This is a genomic window from Streptococcus sp. CF8_Ac1-9 (assembly GCF_024295565.1).
Classification (GTDB): domain Bacteria; phylum Bacillota; class Bacilli; order Lactobacillales; family Streptococcaceae; genus Streptococcus; species Streptococcus parasanguinis_X.
This window is the reverse complement of sequence record NZ_JANCOY010000002.1, coordinates 412125-428365: the sequence shown is the minus strand read 5'-3', so window position 1 is coordinate 428365 and position 16241 is coordinate 412125. Positions and strand designations below refer to the sequence as shown.

The 16241-nt window shown below is 42.6% G+C and carries 19 protein-coding genes; 2 read left to right on the top strand and 17 right to left on the bottom strand.

From position 1 onward, the window contains the following. The first annotated feature begins 185 nt into the window (after positions 1 to 185). The gene (locus NML76_RS05460; RefSeq protein ID WP_201089560.1) at positions 186 to 1031 is read left to right on the top strand and encodes a peptidylprolyl isomerase; all 846 of its coding nucleotides are present in this window, start codon (positions 186 to 188) and stop codon (positions 1029 to 1031) included. A gap of 311 nt (positions 1032 to 1342) precedes the next feature. Here the strand turns inward: NML76_RS05460 and NML76_RS05455 are convergent, their stop codons facing one another. The 8 genes from NML76_RS05455 to tmk all read right to left on the bottom strand — a co-directional run bounded on the left by NML76_RS05455 (position 1343) and on the right by tmk (position 7399). After that, entirely contained in the window at positions 1343 to 2884 is a 1542-nt protein-coding gene (locus NML76_RS05455) for an ABC-F family ATP-binding cassette domain-containing protein (RefSeq protein WP_227038056.1), read from the bottom strand. Positions 2885 to 3247: 363 nt separating this feature from the next. Next, positions 3248 to 3601 (bottom strand): arsenate reductase family protein, encoded by a 354-nt coding sequence (locus NML76_RS05450; protein ID WP_070595289.1) that lies wholly within the window; start codon positions 3599 to 3601, stop codon positions 3248 to 3250. 5 nt (positions 3602 to 3606) lie between these two features. Beyond that, positions 3607 to 4098, bottom strand: a complete 492-nt coding sequence (locus NML76_RS05445) for a methylated-DNA--[protein]-cysteine S-methyltransferase (RefSeq protein ID WP_254732914.1) — start codon at positions 4096 to 4098, stop codon at positions 3607 to 3609. Beyond that, complete coding sequence (locus tag NML76_RS05440; RefSeq protein ID WP_061590779.1) at positions 4082 to 4663, bottom strand: GNAT family N-acetyltransferase; 582 nt, start codon at positions 4661 to 4663, stop codon at positions 4082 to 4084. The genes NML76_RS05445 and NML76_RS05440 overlap by 17 nt, the downstream gene beginning before the upstream one ends. Positions 4664 to 4680: 17 nt before the next feature. After that, the gene (gene rsmI, locus NML76_RS05435; protein WP_201036727.1) at positions 4681 to 5538 is read right to left on the bottom strand and encodes a 16S rRNA (cytidine(1402)-2'-O)-methyltransferase; all 858 of its coding nucleotides are present in this window, start codon (positions 5536 to 5538) and stop codon (positions 4681 to 4683) included. Positions 5539 to 5540: 2 nt separating this feature from the next. Beyond that, positions 5541 to 5861 carry a DNA replication initiation control protein YabA gene (yabA, locus tag NML76_RS05430; RefSeq protein ID WP_014713697.1) on the bottom strand — a complete coding sequence of 107 codons (321 nt, stop codon included), beginning with the start codon at positions 5859 to 5861 and terminating at the stop codon, positions 5541 to 5543. Between the two features lie 9 nt (positions 5862 to 5870). After that, positions 5871 to 6764, bottom strand: coding sequence for a DNA polymerase III subunit delta' (locus NML76_RS05425; protein ID WP_254732912.1), 894 nt, complete (start codon positions 6762 to 6764; stop codon positions 5871 to 5873). After that, positions 6761 to 7399 carry a dTMP kinase gene (gene tmk, locus NML76_RS05420; RefSeq protein WP_205011643.1) on the bottom strand — a complete coding sequence of 213 codons (639 nt, stop codon included), beginning with the start codon at positions 7397 to 7399 and terminating at the stop codon, positions 6761 to 6763. Before tmk ends, NML76_RS05425 begins: the two co-directional genes overlap by 4 nt. A 149-nt stretch (positions 7400 to 7548) precedes the next feature. On the opposite strand from tmk, the gene NML76_RS05415 reads away from it, so the two are divergent. Further along, entirely contained in the window at positions 7549 to 8436 is an 888-nt protein-coding gene (locus NML76_RS05415; RefSeq protein ID WP_254732910.1) for a YitT family protein, read from the top strand. Positions 8437 to 8802: 366 nt separating this feature from the next. Here the strand turns inward: NML76_RS05415 and NML76_RS05410 are convergent, their stop codons facing one another. The 9 genes from NML76_RS05410 to upp all read right to left on the bottom strand — a co-directional run bounded on the left by NML76_RS05410 (position 8803) and on the right by upp (position 16181). After that, on the bottom strand, positions 8803 to 9459 hold the full coding sequence (locus tag NML76_RS05410) for a CBS domain-containing protein (protein WP_254732908.1): 657 nt from the start codon (positions 9457 to 9459) through the stop codon (positions 8803 to 8805). Between the two features lie 174 nt (positions 9460 to 9633). Then, complete coding sequence (locus tag NML76_RS05405; protein WP_003005434.1) at positions 9634 to 10344, bottom strand: ABC transporter ATP-binding protein; 711 nt, start codon at positions 10342 to 10344, stop codon at positions 9634 to 9636. Then, positions 10344 to 11108, bottom strand: coding sequence for an ABC transporter ATP-binding protein (locus NML76_RS05400; protein ID WP_003005595.1), 765 nt, complete (start codon positions 11106 to 11108; stop codon positions 10344 to 10346). The genes NML76_RS05405 and NML76_RS05400 overlap by 1 nt, the downstream gene beginning before the upstream one ends. Then, positions 11108 to 12055, bottom strand: a complete 948-nt coding sequence (locus NML76_RS05395) for a branched-chain amino acid ABC transporter permease (RefSeq protein ID WP_003008278.1) — start codon at positions 12053 to 12055, stop codon at positions 11108 to 11110. The genes NML76_RS05400 and NML76_RS05395 overlap by 1 nt, the downstream gene beginning before the upstream one ends. A 3-nt stretch (positions 12056 to 12058) precedes the next feature. Beyond that, positions 12059 to 12928: a branched-chain amino acid ABC transporter permease gene (locus tag NML76_RS05390; RefSeq protein WP_021153669.1), complete on the bottom strand. Its 870-nt coding sequence runs from the start codon at positions 12926 to 12928 to the stop codon at positions 12059 to 12061. Between the two features lie 81 nt (positions 12929 to 13009). After that, on the bottom strand, positions 13010 to 14167 hold the full coding sequence (locus NML76_RS05385; protein WP_003008282.1) for an ABC transporter substrate-binding protein: 1158 nt from the start codon (positions 14165 to 14167) through the stop codon (positions 13010 to 13012). A gap of 108 nt (positions 14168 to 14275) precedes the next feature. Beyond that, positions 14276 to 14554, bottom strand: a complete 279-nt coding sequence (locus NML76_RS05380) for a DUF2129 domain-containing protein (RefSeq protein ID WP_003013098.1) — start codon at positions 14552 to 14554, stop codon at positions 14276 to 14278. Positions 14555 to 14832: 278 nt separating this feature from the next. Beyond that, complete coding sequence (locus tag NML76_RS05375) at positions 14833 to 15423, bottom strand: ATP-dependent Clp protease proteolytic subunit (RefSeq protein WP_003008286.1); 591 nt, start codon at positions 15421 to 15423, stop codon at positions 14833 to 14835. Between the two features lie 128 nt (positions 15424 to 15551). Continuing rightward, positions 15552 to 16181, bottom strand: a complete 630-nt coding sequence (gene upp / locus NML76_RS05370) for a uracil phosphoribosyltransferase (RefSeq protein ID WP_003005574.1) — start codon at positions 16179 to 16181, stop codon at positions 15552 to 15554. Positions 16182 to 16241: the final 60 nt, after the last annotated feature.

The window sequence follows — 16241 nt, the reverse complement described above, 5'->3', positions numbered from 1 at the left end:
CCAATCAACTTATCTCCCATCATACCGAATTTTCTATCTCAACGCAACTTCCTTTTTAACTAGTGATTTATCAACCCTTGTCAATCTTGAAATAACTCTAGTGAATAGAGATTTCCATCTAAATTTGAAAGTATCGCAAAATTAAGGTACAATAGAGAAAGACAACTATGTTGGAAAGGAAGAATATGAAAAAATTAATCGCACTACTATTATTTTCCGGCTTGGCTTTAACAGCTTGTTCGTCCAATAAGACAGACGCTAACTCTTCAAGCTCAAGCAAAGAAAAGACAGAGCAGACAGCAACTTCTAGCTCTAGTGAAAAAGATCAAAAGAAAATTGAAGAAGATCAAAAGAAATTAGAACAACTGCGCAAAGATTTTAACGACGCCATGACCAATGAAAATGCCGTCTTCCCACAACTTTCAACTGACGTGGCTGAAGACGAAGCGGAGGTTAAAATCACAACGACAGAAGGCGACATCACTGTGAAGCTCTTCCCTAAATATGCCCCACTTGCAGTTGAAAACTTCTTGACCCATGCAAAAGAAGGCTACTACAATGGCTTACTTTTCCATCGTGTCATTAACAACTTTATGATCCAAACTGGGGATCCTAAGGGAGATGGTACTGGTGGTGAATCCATCTGGAAGGGCAAAGACAAATCCAAAGATTCAGGTACTGGTTTTGAGAATGAGTATTCTCCATACCTTTACAACCTTCGTGGAGCCCTAGCCATGGCCAATTCTGGTCCAAATACCAACGGTAGTCAATTCTATATCAACCAAAATAAGGAAGATATTTCTAGCAAGCTCCCGACTGATCGCTTCCCAGCTAAGATTATCGATGCTTATAAAAATGGTGGAAATCCAACCCTTGATGGTGGCAACTACACTGTCTTTGGGCAAGTCATCGATGGCATGGATGTGGTGGATAAAATTGCGTCTGCCGAAACTGATGATAAGGACAAACCAAAAACAGACATCAAGATTGAAAAAATCGAGATTTTAAAAGACTATAATTTCAAAAAATAATGAAAAGAGAACCGCACGGTTCTCTTTTTAAAATATTGATAAACATTTTACATAAAATTACCTAATAGATTCATTGGTAAATAAAATGAATTCTAATTATTTAAGACATTCATCTACTGAAACTTTCCGCTGTGAGAAAAGTGCCTGAAACAATACAGTTTCAGGCACTCGGAATTATTGAGACCTTAGGCTCAATAATTAGTCATGGAACTTCTACGAAGTTCGCTGACGTCCGTCCTCACCTAAGGAAAGTTTCTAAGAAGTATGTAACGTCAATCTAAAAAGAGAACCGCATGGTTCTCTTTTTGTGTTTACGTTAATTCATTAAAGTCCCAGATTTGGTCCATCCAGCCTTCATAGAAGTCTGGCTCGTGGCAAACCATGAGGATCGATCCCTTGTATTCTTTCAGGGCCCGTTTCAATTCTTCTTTGGCATCTACATCCAAGTGGTTGGTTGGTTCGTCTAGTACCAAGACATTGTTTTCACGGTTCATCAAGAGACAGAAGCGTACCTTGGCTTGCTCTCCACCGGATAATACCTGAATTTGGCTCTCGATATGTTTAGTGGTCAACCCACAGCGGGCAAGAGCTGCACGGACCTCTGCTTGGTTGAGAGCTGGAAAGGCATTCCAAACTGCCTCTAGCGGTGTCTGACGATTGCCCCCTTCGACCTCTTGCTCGAAGTAGCCAAGTTCTAGGTAATCTCCACGCTCTACTTCTCCAGCGATAGGTGGGATGATTCCCAGCAAGCTCTTCAAGAGAGTGGTTTTCCCGATCCCGTTGGCACCGATGATGGCTACCTTTTGATTGCGCTCAAACGTTAGGTTCAAAGGCTTGGTCAAAGGACGGTCATACCCAATCTGGAGACCCTTGGCCTGGAAGATAAAGCGTCCCGGAGTACGGGCATTTTTAAAGTCAAAGGATGGCTTTGGTTTCTCACTTTGCAACTCAATGAGTTCCATCTTGTCCAGCTTCTTCTGACGAGACATAGCCATATTCCGTGTAGCCACACGCGCCTTATTACGGGCTACGAAATCTTTCAAATCAGCAATTTCTTTTTGCTGACGCTCATAAGCCGCTTCCAATTGCGATTTCTTCATTTCATAGACTTCAAGGAATTGGTAGTAATCTCCTGAATAGCGGGTTAACTGCTGATTTTCCACATGGTAGACGATGTTGATCACATCGTTCAAGAAAGGAATATCGTGGGAAATAAGGACAAAGGCATTTTCATAGTTCTGCAAGTAACGTTTGAGCCAATCGATGTGCTCCGCATCCAAGTAGTTGGTTGGCTCGTCCAAGAGAAGGATATCTGGTTTTTCAAGGAGCAATTTAGCCAAAAGGACCTTGGTCCGCTGCCCACCTGAAAGGGTCGTCACATCGGTCTCCATGCCAAAGTCCATGACCCCAAGAGCACGCGCCACTTCATCAATCTTGGCATCCAAGGTATAGAAATCCCGACTCTCTAACCGATCCTGGAGCTCTCCGACTTCTTCCATGAGAGCATCCATATCCGCTCCATCCTCAGCCATTTCCATATAGAGGTCATTGATGCGAGCCTCTGCTTTAAAGAGTTCATCAAAGGCTGTCCGCAAGACATCGCGCACCGTTTGCCCTTCTTTTAGGACAGCATGCTGGTCCAGATAGCCCGCGGTCACATACTTAGACCACTCAACCTTCCCTTCGTCGGGTTGCATTTTGCCGGTCACGATGCTCATGAAGGTGGATTTCCCTTCACCATTGGCTCCAACCAAACCGATATGCTCTCCCTTTAACAAGCGGAAGGACACATCCTCAAAAATAGCCCGGTCTCCAAAGCCATGGCTTAAATTTTTCACCTCTAAAATACTCATGATTGACTCTCTTTCATTGATTTCACTCGTATGATTATATCATCTTCAATACAAAATTAAAAGGGAGTCCAACTCCCTTTAGAATATATAAAAATAAATTATAAGTAAGATAGGTTACGCGATTTTGTCAAGAAATCAAAATAAGTTCTAACTTATGAATCTCATAAAGAATATACCGAAACTTTTCGCCGTGAGAAAAGTGCTAGAAACATTATTGTTTCTAGCACTCGGGAGTTTTGAGACCTCAGGCTCAAAACTAAGTCATGGAACTTCTTCGAAGTTCGCTGACGTCCGTACTCACCTAAGGAAAGTTTCTGGCATACTTTTATTATAGTTCTAAAGAAAATCCAACTCCCTTTTCTTTTACAAATCTAAGTCTGCGTATGGTTTCCGGTAACCTACTTGAACCACTTTTCCGTCTTTGACAAGTAGGGGGCGCTTGATCAGCATACCGTCGCTAGCCAAAAGATCCGCTGCTTCTTCTATTGTCAGTTGATCTACCTTATCTTTCAAGCCAAGTTCCCGGTATTTCATCCCGCTGGTATTAAAGAAAGATTTGATCGGTAGGCCAGACGCTGCCATCCAGTCTTGCAATTCTTGACTAGTCGGTGTTTCGGTTACAATATTTTGGCTCTGAAACTCACATTGGAGACCGTCCAATTCTGATTTAGCCTTTCGACAAGTCGAACATTTTGGGTATTCAATAAAGGTATACATCGATTTCATTTCTCCTTCCAGGTAATTCCTTCGTGTTGTAAGAGCCAGCGTTTACGATCGAGTCCAGACGCATAGCCTGTCAATTCTCCATTTTTTCCCATCACGCGGTGACAAGGGACTAGAATTGTCAAGGGATTGCGTCCAACAGCCTGTCCTACGGCCTGGGCTGAACCACAAGAAAGATCCTGGGCAAGCTGCCCATAGGTCTTAGTCTCACCATAGGGGATCTCTTGCAATAACTGCCACACCCGCTCTTGGAAGGCTGTCCCTTGCGGCGCTAGTGGAAAGCTGATCGCAATTGGGGCCCCAGCAAAATAATGGTCCAACCACTCTATTACCTTCTCATGGTAGGGATGGAACTGCTCCAGCGCCCCATAGGGATCAGGCGCCTCTTCTTTCGGATCATAAAAATCAAGCTCTACAAGGCCTTCCTTACTGACAATGATCGAAAGAAGTCCCATAGGGCTCTCATAGAATTGTTTAAGATAGAGTGTCATTGTAGGCCGCTTCTGCTCTTTGGTCCCAGCGGTCCTCTTCTGAGACCACTTGGAATAGACTAGTTTCTGCTTTTCGTTTGATCTTTTGATATGCCAAACGGACGCCATCAATTGGGACTTTTCCACAATAATGGTAGCCCAATTTTTCAAGCAAATGTTGCATGACTAGATTATCCGGGTGCGTATCGCAACGGAAATCCGGCCCTTTTTCTCCTTCGATTAAACCTTGAAGGAAGGTCTGAGCCACCCCTTTGCCAGCAGCTTCTTTAGCTACAGCGACACGATGAAAGGTAACATACATATAGTTGTCATGCTCCCACTTGCCATCGTAAATCTCATGATAGGCCGCTTCATTTCCCTTGTGGACGGCAGCATAGGCGACGATTTCCTGATCTTCAACGGCTACATAACCACGACTTTCTAGAATATCCTCAAAAATGATCTCTTCATCTGGATAACCATCCTGCCACTGATCGACCTGTCTTTGAGCCAGACTTTCCTTAGCATCTTGGATGATTTCCATAATTCGCTGGATCTCATTTGGATAAGCCATTCTAATTTCCATCCTGCTTCCAACCTTTCCTAGTCTTGATGGTAACGAGCATAGAGCTCACTCTTTTGCAGGCCATATTGTTTGGCGACCTGTTTAATTGCTTGATTTTTCTTCATGCCCTCTTGGACCAAGGTGTCGATCTCTTGAATCAAGTCGACCTCTTCTAGGTCTAGCTCTTCTTCCTTGGCTCCTTCGACGATCAAGAGACACTCCCCTTTGAGGGGATTTTCTTCAAGAAATGCGACTAACTCAGAAATACTGCCACGAGTATATTCCTCGTAGATCTTGGTCAATTCACGAACCAGGACGACCGAACGATCCCCATAGACAGCCAACATATTCTCTAAGGTCGCCTTCACCCGATGGGGCGACTCATAAAAGATCTGAGTCTCAGGGTAGGCCACTTTTTCTTGGAAAAAGGCCTTTTGTTGCCCCTCTTTGCGAGGCAGAAATCCATAAAAAATATGAGGTTGAGGGGCTAGGCCACTGGCAATCAAACCCGTTATACCTGCACTAGGACCAGGCACAGCTACGACAGGAATCTCGCGTTCAATCGCTGCCTTGACCAAATCATGACCAGGGTCAGAAATACTAGGGAGTCCTGCATCTGAGACTTGCGCTAAGTCTTTTCCAGATTCTAAATGGGCGATCAGATCAGGAATTTTCTCCATGGCATTGTGCTCATGAAAGCTAGTCTGGGGTGTCGTAATCTCAAAATGCTTGAGCAAGAGGCCTGTATTTCTAGTATCCTCAGCTGCGATCAAGTCCACATCCTTTAAGGTCTGGACCATGCGGTAACTCATATCCTCCCGGTTACCGATCGGTGTTGGGACCAGGTAGAGGACCCCTGTTTTCTTTTCCCCTTTAAAACTTCGTTGGATCTGCATGCTTACTCCCTAAATAACAACTCGTCACAAAACATACACTCTTCATCGTTCTCACGGCGTTGGCCGTAGGAATAGGTGCAAATATGAAAGCCGTCGTTGTAAATTCGTTGCAAATTTTCACGACCATGGTGTTGTGACTTTGCGGATGCGGTCTTCTCAACTTCCCCCAAACGCTCTCTCAATTTATCATTTTCTAAGCGAAGAGCTGTATTTTCTTCGATGACTTGTTTCAAATTTTTCTTGATGGCTTCGACTTCAGCCAAGGTGACCAACAAATTCTGAGAAAAGCCGTCTAAAGCATCAAATAATTCTTTTTTATTCATTCTGACTCCTTAACTTTCTAAGCTCAAAACCATATATTCTAGAGCATTTTGAAAAGAAACATTGGCCTTCCACATGGTGCGAGCAAGACTCAATTTTTCCAGCAGCTGCTGGGATCTGCTCAAGCGCAACTGCTCTTCTAAAGCCAACTCCATCAATCGAAAGGCTTGGCTTTGTTTTTCCTTATCATCTGCTAAGCTCACCAATCGAGTCACTTCCAAATAGGCGCTATTCAAATTGGAGTGACAACGTTCGATGAACTGATTACAAACTTTCGCCAACTCAAAAAAAGTAGCATTCTTTTTTTGCTGCTCTGCCTCTTCAAGACTAAAACTAAATCGAGCTACTAGACTTGCCTGCGATTTAATCAAACCTTCTTTTTCTAGACGTTCGGTAAGGTAGGCTTGCTTTTTAGGAAAATGGACCTGCTGGGCCCGACTCTTGATGGTCGGTAAGATCAAGTTTTCATCGGAAGTCAACAAGAAGAGATAGATCTCACTCTGGGGTTCTTCCATAACTTTTAAGAGAGAATTGGCCGCATTGGTATGCATCTTATCCGAATCTTGGACGATAAAGACCTGCCGACTGCCTTCAAATCCTGATTGAGAAAAGTCTTGAACCAGCGAGCGAATACGGTCAGTCTTTATGATCTGGTTGATTGGACGCACGATCTTTACGTCTGAGAATTCTTCTTCAGCAATCAAGCGACAGGATCGGCATTTGCCACAAGGCCAGACTCCCTGCAAATCTTCGCAAAACTGACTTTGAGCTAGCAAGAGGGCCATCTCAAAACTGGCAAACGAACCTGTAAAGAGATAAGCATGACTGAGCTGTTTGTGTTCTAGGATCTGGGTGAAGCGCTCCACCAATTCTGGCTGGAGTTGTTGGATCTCTTCTAGATTCATTTCAATGTCCCCAAGCGATTTTCTAAAACAGCCAAGACATCCGTAAAGACTGCTTCAAAAGATTGACTGGCATCGATTTTCACGATGCGCTCTGGTTCCTTTTCATACAAGGCCAAATAACCTTGTCTGACTTTTTGGTGAAGCTCCAATCCTTCCAAATCCAAACGATTGACTTCCCTCTCTTGGTTTTTCGCAATTCGTGCGAGCCCTTCTTCGACATCCAGATCAAAGTAAAGGGTTAGGTCTGGCTTTAAGCCATCTGTTGCGAATTGATTGAGCCACTCGATGTCTTCCACACTCAGACCGCGACCATACCCTTGATAAGCTACCGAGCTATCAATAAAGCGGTCCATCAAGACAACCTTCCCAGCTGCAAGGGCTGGCAAGACACGTTCCACCAAATGCTGCCGGCGACTAGCAATATAGAGCAACAACTCGGTCTTGGCATCCATACTAGTATGGTCTGGATCCAAAATGACTTGGCGGATCTTTTCGGCAATGTCGACACCACCTGGTTCACGGGTTGTAATAAAAGGAATTCCTTTTTCTTCAAGTAGAGGCAAAATGGCTTCTAGGACCGATGATTTTCCCGCTCCTTCTGGACCTTCAAATGAAATTAATGTACCGTTTACCATAGTATCCTCTTTCTGTTTTTCTTCTTTTTATTTTACCAAAAATAAGGGTAAAAATCTTGTATTTTAGGAGAGAAAATTTTTCAAAGTCATTTTCATTTTTTCACTTTTTTGTTACAATATTCTTATAAAGTTTTAGGAGACAACCTATCATGTTTAAATTTAAAGATATTCTGGCTATCATTTTTGGGGCCGGCATTTTTTCATTTGGGATCTATTTTTTGGTCATTCCCTTTCACTTCTATGAAGGAGGAGCGACAGGGATTACCTTGATCACCTATTACCTCTTAAAAGTCCCCGTATCCCTGATGAACTTACTGATCAATATCCCTCTCTTCATTCTGGCTTGGAAACTGCTGGGTAAGAAATCTCTTTATCTGAGCTTACTGGGGACCTTTTCAGTTTCGGCATGGATGGCAATTTTTGAAGCTATGCCCCTCAGCCACCACTACCATCACTTCATCTTTGAAGCCTTTAAAGGAGATATTCTGCTTGCCTGTATCGCCTCAGGGGTTGTGCTTGGTTTGGGTCTAGGGATCATCTTCAATGCTGGAGGAACCACGGGAGGAACAGATATCCTCGCTCGCATCTTTAACAAATACACTTCCCTCAGTATGGGAAAGCTCATGTTGATTGTAGATGCCATTGTTCTGACAACTGTGGTCATTGTCTTCCAAGATGTCCGTACAGCTATGTATACCCTCTTCTTTATCCTGATTGACACCCTTGTGATCGACTTGATTGGAGAAGGTGGTTTTGCTGGAAAAGGCTTCCTTATCGTTACCTCTAAACCAGAAGAAATTGCCAAAAAGGTTTCTGACGATCTGGGTCGCGGGATTACCTTTATCCGCGGGATGGGCTATTACAGCCGTAAGGACCTGGATATCGTCTACTGTGTCGTTTCACGGAATGAGATGAAACAAATGAAAGACATCATCAATCAGATCGATCCATTCGCCTTCATCACCATTTCTGAAGCCCATGAAATTCTCGGCGAAGGCTTTACTTTAGATAAAGAAAAACAACCCATTACCCGTTAATAGAAATAAGGCTAGATTTTCATCTAGCTTTTTTTCTATTTACGATTTTCCTTAGGTGAGTACGGATGTCAGCGAACTTTTACAAAGTTCCATGACTAAATCAAGATACAATCCGCGACCCGTATTCAATTAGTTTTGAGCCCCTTCGCTTTTTAATTTCTAAGCTCAGGCTAAAACAGTTCCCCAAACTGTTTTACTCTCAAAAATTCCGAGAGCATGAAACAAGTATGTTTCATGCTCCTTTCTCACGGCGGAAAATCTTAGAATACACGTCATAATTAATAAAATCATAATTATTTTTACAGAATTTATTAAGTTACTTTATACAAAAATCAGACTGGATTGTCATCCAGCCTGATTTTTTTATTAAATAGCTTTTGCGATTGTTCGAGTGATTTCATCAACTTTCAAACCGTTGGCTTCAAATTTACTACGGATTCCTTCTAGATCTGTCACCCCATCAATTTGGACTTCGATAACGACACGATCGTCTTTGGTTGGGATATTGACTGTATTGGCGATGTTATACCCCTCTTCTACAATCAAGTGAATGATTTGTTCTAGAACGCCAACCTTATCTTCTGTCACAAAGCGAACACGAACTCCTTCTTCTCCATAGCCCGATACTTCAAGGAAGGCACGGAAAATATCACGGTCTGTGATGACACCAGATACTTGGTCATTGTCCACGACTGGAAGAATTCCCACCTTGTTCTTATACATGAGGTAGGTCGCATCTTCTAAGCTGGCAAATTTAGAGACGGTAATGACATCGCGAAGCATGACATCTTTAACCTTGGTCTTGTTCAACAGATAGTTCATCTCGAAAATAGACAAGCTTGTTGCTTTAGATGGACTTGCTTCTGCAATCGTACCTTCTGTCACCAACCCAACCAATTTATCGTTTTCAATGACTGGCAAACGGTGCAAACCTTGTTCGCGCATCAAATCTGCCGCATGGGCAATTGTAGTATCTGGACTAATGTAAACCACTTTACGTGTCATAAAATCTTTAACAGCCATAACAAGTTCTCCTATGCTTTTATTAGTTTTATTATACTTGATTTTAAGAATGATTTCAAACGCTTTCAGCAGTTTTCTCTTGTTTTCAAAATTTAGAAAAATCAAACAAGAGGGATGAAAAAAGAAAGGTCTTCAGGACCTTTCTTTTTAATATTCTAGTGAACTTTAGAAATCTTATCCACCAAGGTAGGCCTTGCGGACTTCTTCTGAGGCTAAGAGTTCTTTTCCTGTTCCAGTAAGAACGACTTTCCCTGTTTCCAAAACATAACCGCGGTCTGCGATGGCAAGAGCCTTGTTGGCATTTTGCTCGATCAAGAGAACAGTTGTCCCTTGTTTTTGGATATCTTGGATGATATCAAAAATTTCTTGGATAAAGATTGGGGCCAATCCCATAGAAGGTTCATCCAGAAGCAAGAGTTTTGGCGTTGACATAAGTGCACGACCCATTGCAAGCATTTGTTGTTCCCCACCAGATAGGGTTGCTGCATCTTGGTTCTTCCGTTCTTCCAAACGTGGGAAACGAGAAAAGACTTTCTTCAAGTTAGCTTGATTTTCTTCTCGATCTTTTTTCAAGAAAGCTCCCATCTCCAAGTTTTCCATAACGGTCAAGCCTGGAAAGACGTGGCGGCCTTCTGGAACTTGAGAGAGTCCTGCTGCTACAATCTTTTGAGCCGGAACCTTTTGAATCTCCTGACCCAAAAATTCGATTTTCCCAGCACTTGGACGCACCAAACCTGAAATGGTACGAAGAATAGATGTTTTCCCAGCACCGTTAGCACCGATAAGAGAAACAACTTCCCCTTCGTTTACCTCGAAACTGACATCACGGACAGCCTGGATCATGCCATAGTGTACAGAAAGATTTTCAACTTTTAACATAGACATTAGGCTTCACCTCCTAGATAGGCTTCGATTACGCGTTTGTTGGTCTTGATTTCATCTGGCGTACCATGGGCAATCAAGCGACCATATTCCAATACATAAATCCGTTCTGTTACTTCCATGACCAAGCTCATATCGTGCTCGATCAACATGATCGTAATATTGAATTCTTTTTGAATGCGACGGATCAATTGGGTCAATTCTGCTGTTTCTTGAGGGTTCATCCCTGCAGCAGGTTCATCCAAGAAGAGGATTTTTGGCTCTGTAGCAAGGGCACGAACGATCTCCAAGTGACGTTGTTGTCCGTAAGCTAAGTTTTTGGCCAAGGTATCTGCTTCTTTTTCCAAACCAAAAATCGCTAACAATTCAAGAGCTTTCGCTTTCAAAGCTTCTTCATTCTTGTAATAGCTTGGCAAGCGGAAAAGACTCGCAAAGACATGTGGTTTATGGTGATTAGCAAAGGCAATCAAGACATTGTCCAAAACGCTCAAATCTTTAAAGAGACGAATATTTTGGAAAGTACGTCCCAGACCACCTGCAGCGATTTTATAGGGTGCTTTACCATTTAGCAACTGACCATCTAAGGTAATGGTCCCTTCACTTGGTTCATATACCCCTGTTAGGAGGTTGAAGAGGGTTGTTTTCCCGGCACCGTTGGGTCCGATCAAACCAACCAATTCCCCTTCATTAAGTTCCATGGTCACATCCCCAACGGCTGTCAAACCACCAAAGTTTTTTGTTAAATTTTTTACTTCAAGAAGTGCCATTAGTTAGCCTCCTTTTTTGAGAGTAGTTTTTTCAAGCTGAATTCCCATGTTCCAAGAAGACCACCTGGACGGAAGATCATCACGAGAATCAAAGCCAATGAGTAAATGATCATACGGACACTTGAGAAGTCTTGAAGCACCATGTTCAAGATACCTAAGACGATGGCTGCTACAACTGTTCCTGACATTGATCCTAAACCACCAAACACGACAATGATCAAGACATTAATGGTATTGGTGAAAGAGTAATCTTTCGGAACAACAGAGCCGATAAAGCCGGCTTGGAGAGATCCAGCAATCGCCGCTGTGATCGCACCAAATACAAAGGCGATGACTTTGACCTTGGTCGTATTGATCCCAACAGATTCTGCCGCGATTTCGTCTTCACGAACAGAAAGGGTAGAGCGTCCAATTGGACTGCGTAAGAAGTTAATCGTAAAGATCGTTGTAATCACAACAAAGAGGTAAACCAATTGCCAAGTTGTAAAGGCTGGCAAACCAAGGATCCCAGCAGCCCCATTGGTGAGAGTACCACCATTAACGATCAAGATCCGGATGATTTCAGAAACCCCAAGTGTCGCAATCGCGAGGTAGTCCCCTTTCAAACGAAGGGTTGGAACCCCAACGATCAAGGCAACGACACCAGCAATCAAAGCACCTAAAACCATCGCGCCAAAGAAAGCCCCATAGGTTGGTGATTTGGAACCGAGAATAGCTGCAGAGTAGGCACCAATCGCCATAAATCCGGCATGGCCGAGTGAGAATTGACCTGAGAAACCAACGATGAGGTTCAAGCCAACTGCAAGGATAATATTAATTCCGATTTGTTCTAAAATTTGGATATAGAAGAGGTTGAGCACACCCGCTGCAACCAAGACTTGGATCAAGGCAAAACCTGCGACCAAAAGACCAAGCCAGACTAAATTCACTTTTAAATTTTGTTTCATGGCTTACACCTTCTCTTTCACATTTTTACCGAGGATACCTGCTGGACGGATGAGCAAGATTACAATCAAGATGGCATACACAATGGCATCACGGAAGTCTGAAAGACCGATCGCTGTAGCGAAGGTTTCCAACAAACCGATAACAAATCCACCTAGGGCAGCACCTGGAATGATTCCGATTCCTCCAAGAACCGCTGCGACAAAGGCTTTGATCCCTGGTGTCATCCCCATCAAAGGCTCGATCGAGTTGTAATACAAACCAATCAAGACACCACCAGCACCTGCCAAGGCTGATCCCAAAGCAAAGGTAAAGCTGATCGTACGGTTTACGTTAATCCCCATCAATTGAGCAGCATCACTATCGACAGATACAGCCCGCATGGCTTTCCCCATCTTTGTCTTTTGAATAATAAATTGAAGAGCGACCATCAAGAAAACAGACACTCCCAAGATCATCAACTGAATATTGGAGATTGAAATAGGACCGAAGTTGTAACGAACTGTTTTAATCACTTGCGGGAAGGAACGGGTATTGGCCCCTACGAAGAAGACCATCCCATATTCAAGCAAGAAGGAAACCCCGATGGCTGTGATCAAGGCTGCAATCCGAGTCGAATGACGAAGCGGACGATAAGCCAGGTATTCAATTACAACCCCTAAAATAGCTGTCCCAACCATGGCTAGGAGCAAGGCTACAAAGAAGTTCACTTTCCACGAGTTCAATAAGAAATATCCCATAAAGGCACCTACCATGTAGATATCCCCATGGGCAAAGTTGATCAATTTGATAATTCCATACACCATGGTATAACCAAGGGCCAAGAGTGCATAGACACTTCCCAAGATTAGACCGTTCACTAATTGCTGGAGCATTTGAACCATCCTTTCTAACAATAAAGAGCGAGGCCAGGAATTTTCATTCTCCCAGCCTCTTGTACAAACAACAAATGATAATTATGGTTTAACAGACTCAACAGATTTGACTTTACCATCTTTCAAGCCAATCATAAGAGCTGATTTAACCGGGTTGTGGTTCTTGTCAATTGACATTGTACCAGTCACACCTTCCAAGTCTTTCAACTTCGCAAGGTTATCTTTCAATTCGACAGAGTTCTTAGCACCTTTAGATGCTTCGGCAACCATGTAAACTGAATCATAAGCCAAAGCTGCGAACATTGAAGGTTCTTCATTGTATTTCGCTTTGTATGCTTCTACGAATTTCTTGGCTTTATCAGTCATTTCACCTTCAGTAGAGAATCCAGCTACGTAGTAGATGTCTGTAGCTGCAGCAGGTGTTGCTTGTTCAACGAATTTAGCATCGCTAAATCCATCCCCACCAATGATTGGTTGTTTGATTCCCATACCACGCGCTTGGTTTACGATCTTACCAGTTTCTGTGTAGTAACCTGGAAGAACAATCGCATCGAAGTCTTTATCTTTGATTTTTGTAAGGGCAGCTTGGAAGTCTGTATCCTTAGATTGGAAGGTTTCTGTTGCTACGATTTCACCTTTGTAAGATTTCTTGAAGGCTTCAGCAATCCCTTTAGCATAGTCAGATGAGTTATCGTAGTAAAGAACGACTTTCTTCGCTTTCAAGTTATCCGTTGTGTATTTAGCAATGATTTGTCCTTGGAAGCTATCGATGAAGGTAGCACGGAAGAGGTAATCTTGACCTTTTGTCAAATCATCTTGAGTTGCAGATGGTGTAACCAATGGAACACCTGCTTTACCAGCATTGGCAACCGCTGCTGCAGTAGCACCTGAAGTTGCAGGTCCTACAAGAGCGTTCACTTTTGATTGAGTGACAAGGTTTGTAGTGACTGTAGCTGCTTCAGCTGTTTCAGATTTGTTATCTTTATCTGTGACAACAATCTTCTTACCGTCAGCTCCACCCTTAGCGTTGATTTCATCAACGGCCAATTGAGCACCTTTTTGTTCAGCGCTACCGTAGGCTGCTACTTCACCAGTTTTTTCAAAGTTAAAACCGACTTTTAATTCTTTGCCGATTTCGTTACCAGTTGTGTTTGAACCTGAAGTAGAAACTTCACCACAAGCAGCAAGAAGAGCGACACTTGCAATGGTTAAAAATGAAAGAGCAAATTTTTTCTTCATTTGTAATGATCTCCTTAAATGAATCTTAAATTAAATACATTAAGAATATACCGAATTATCTGACAATTGTCAATAAAAAAAACGCAATCCATCAAATGATTGCGTTTTCTAACCTTCTGTGACCACAGATGGGGTCTCCAATCGTTGTAAACTTCCTACAAAATCTGTATCTAAATCTTTGAGATGGCAAGGCAAGACCTTTTTGACATAACGTTCTTTCTTTAAGTCTTCCATGACTTGATCAGCCTTGTCACTGTCCACATACAATTGGACATAACGGCATTTCTTAGAATGGTACAAGACATCTCCGACTGATTGTAATTTTTTCCCATCTCGATTGTAATACAATTTTACAATCAAGCCTGTTCTTTCTTGTTTTTCAAACATGGTCAATCCCTTTCTCGTTCTGTTACTAGTATATCAAATTTCAAGAAAAAGAACTACTCTTTTATGAGAGCAAAAAAAGAGAGTGGGACAGAAATCGGTAATTCGTTAGAATTCGATTTCGTCGTCCCACCTCCGCACAGTTGAGTATGGCTGTAAAAGCTGATGAAATCAACGTAGTAGAGCCCACTCAACCACTGCGTTTTGCTCGACAATCCAAAAATAATTGAGAGGCTAGGACTTTTGTCCCAGCCTCTTGACGGACCTTCCCATAGGATGGTTTAGTCCAATTTATTATTGGCCATGATTTCATCAATAAAGCCATATTCAAGTGTTTCTTGCGCGCTCATCCAATTGTCACGTTCCGCATCAGCATGCACTTTTTCAATGGATTGACCTGAATTTTCCGCAAGGATTTTTTCCAAGTTGTTCCGTGTTTTGAGCAAGTGTTCTGCTGCGATCGCCATATCGGTTTGTTGGGTACCACCACCAGTACCACCCATTGGTTGGTGAATCATGTACTCGGCGTTTGGCAACATGAAGCGTTTGCCCTTCGCACCGCTTGAAGCGATAATTGTTCCCATAGATGCTGCCATCCCCATAACAATGGTTTGGACATCTGACTTGATAAAGTTCATAGTATCTACGATGGCAAGACCTGCTGAGACAGAGCCACCTGGGGTATTGATATACATATAGATATCTTTTGTATTATCTTGGGCATCCAAGAAGAGCAATTGAGCGATAATGGAGTTAGCCATTTGGTCCTCAACTGGTCCTGTTACCATGATAATTCGATCTTTCAACAGACGGGAATAAATATCGTAAGAACGTTCTCCACGACTGGTTTGTTCAATAACTACTGGAATCATCTATTCTTCTCCTTTAGTATCCATTCATTCTCACGATTCGTGAGGTTCAAAGTATATGTGCTATTATAAACAAATGGTCAAAAAAGGTCAAATCTTAAGCACCTTTCGTACGAATCATGAATGGCTTCTTATTTGGTACCGAATAAACGGTCACCTGCATCTCCAAGACCAGGAACAATGTAGCCATGTTCATTCAAATGATCATCGAGGGCTGCTGTAAAGATATCAACATCTGGGTGAGCTTCTTGAAGAGCTTTCACCCCTTCTGGCGCTGATACTAGGCAGACAAACTTGATATGGCTAGCGCCACGTTTTTTCAAGGAATCAATCGCTAGAATAGCGGATCCACCCGTAGCAAGCATCGGGTCTACTACAAAGATACGACGTTGATCAATATCTTCTGGCAATTTCACCAAGTATTCAACTGGTTTCAAGGTTTCTTCATCACGGTACATCCCGATATGGCCAACCTTAGCAGCTGGTACCAAACTCAAGAGACCATCAACCATCCCAATCCCTGCACGAAGAATTGGGACAATAGCCAATTTCTTCCCTGCGATTTGTTTTTGAACGGTTTTGGTAATAGGAGTTTCAATCTCAACATCTTCAAGAGGCAATTCACGCAACACTTCGTAGCCCATCAACATAGCAATTTCATCTACCAATTCACGAAAGGCCTTCGTAGAGGTATCCGTGCGACGGAGAATAGACAATTTGTGTTGAATCAGTGGATGTGTAATAACTTCTAATTTTCCCATTTTGAGATCCTTCTTTCTAAGCTGTTATTATTCAAAAAAGAGCTATGATAAAAGCGGAGT

Excerpts from the sequence above, each read along its gene's own strand:
- NML76_RS05460 (WP_201089560.1), top strand. The coding sequence starts at position 186 with ATGAAAAAATTAATCGCACTACTATTATTTTCCGGCTTGGCTTTAACA.
- NML76_RS05455 (WP_227038056.1), bottom strand. The coding sequence starts at position 2,884 with ATGAGTATTTTAGAGGTGAAAAATTTAAGCCATGGCTTTGGAGACCGG.
- NML76_RS05450 (WP_070595289.1), bottom strand. The coding sequence starts at position 3,601 with ATGTATACCTTTATTGAATACCCAAAATGTTCGACTTGTCGAAAGGCT.
- NML76_RS05445 (WP_254732914.1), bottom strand. The coding sequence starts at position 4,098 with ATGACACTCTATCTTAAACAATTCTATGAGAGCCCTATGGGACTTCTT.
- NML76_RS05440 (WP_061590779.1), bottom strand. The coding sequence starts at position 4,663 with ATGGAAATTAGAATGGCTTATCCAAATGAGATCCAGCGAATTATGGAA.
- rsmI (WP_201036727.1), bottom strand. The coding sequence starts at position 5,538 with ATGCAGATCCAACGAAGTTTTAAAGGGGAAAAGAAAACAGGGGTCCTC.
- yabA (WP_014713697.1), bottom strand. The coding sequence starts at position 5,861 with ATGAATAAAAAAGAATTATTTGATGCTTTAGACGGCTTTTCTCAGAAT.
- NML76_RS05425 (WP_254732912.1), bottom strand. The coding sequence starts at position 6,764 with ATGAATCTAGAAGAGATCCAACAACTCCAGCCAGAATTGGTGGAGCGC.
- tmk (WP_205011643.1), bottom strand. The coding sequence starts at position 7,399 with ATGGTAAACGGTACATTAATTTCATTTGAAGGTCCAGAAGGAGCGGGA.
- NML76_RS05415 (WP_254732910.1), top strand. The coding sequence starts at position 7,549 with ATGTTTAAATTTAAAGATATTCTGGCTATCATTTTTGGGGCCGGCATT.
- NML76_RS05410 (WP_254732908.1), bottom strand. The coding sequence starts at position 9,459 with ATGGCTGTTAAAGATTTTATGACACGTAAAGTGGTTTACATTAGTCCA.
- NML76_RS05405 (WP_003005434.1), bottom strand. The coding sequence starts at position 10,344 with ATGTCTATGTTAAAAGTTGAAAATCTTTCTGTACACTATGGCATGATC.
- NML76_RS05400 (WP_003005595.1), bottom strand. The coding sequence starts at position 11,108 with ATGGCACTTCTTGAAGTAAAAAATTTAACAAAAAACTTTGGTGGTTTG.
- NML76_RS05395 (WP_003008278.1), bottom strand. The coding sequence starts at position 12,055 with ATGAAACAAAATTTAAAAGTGAATTTAGTCTGGCTTGGTCTTTTGGTC.
- NML76_RS05390 (WP_021153669.1), bottom strand. The coding sequence starts at position 12,928 with ATGCTCCAGCAATTAGTGAACGGTCTAATCTTGGGAAGTGTCTATGCA.
- NML76_RS05385 (WP_003008282.1), bottom strand. The coding sequence starts at position 14,167 with ATGAAGAAAAAATTTGCTCTTTCATTTTTAACCATTGCAAGTGTCGCT.
- NML76_RS05380 (WP_003013098.1), bottom strand. The coding sequence starts at position 14,554 with ATGTTTGAAAAACAAGAAAGAACAGGCTTGATTGTAAAATTGTATTAC.
- NML76_RS05375 (WP_003008286.1), bottom strand. The coding sequence starts at position 15,423 with ATGATTCCAGTAGTTATTGAACAAACCAGTCGTGGAGAACGTTCTTAC.
- upp (WP_003005574.1), bottom strand. The coding sequence starts at position 16,181 with ATGGGAAAATTAGAAGTTATTACACATCCACTGATTCAACACAAATTG.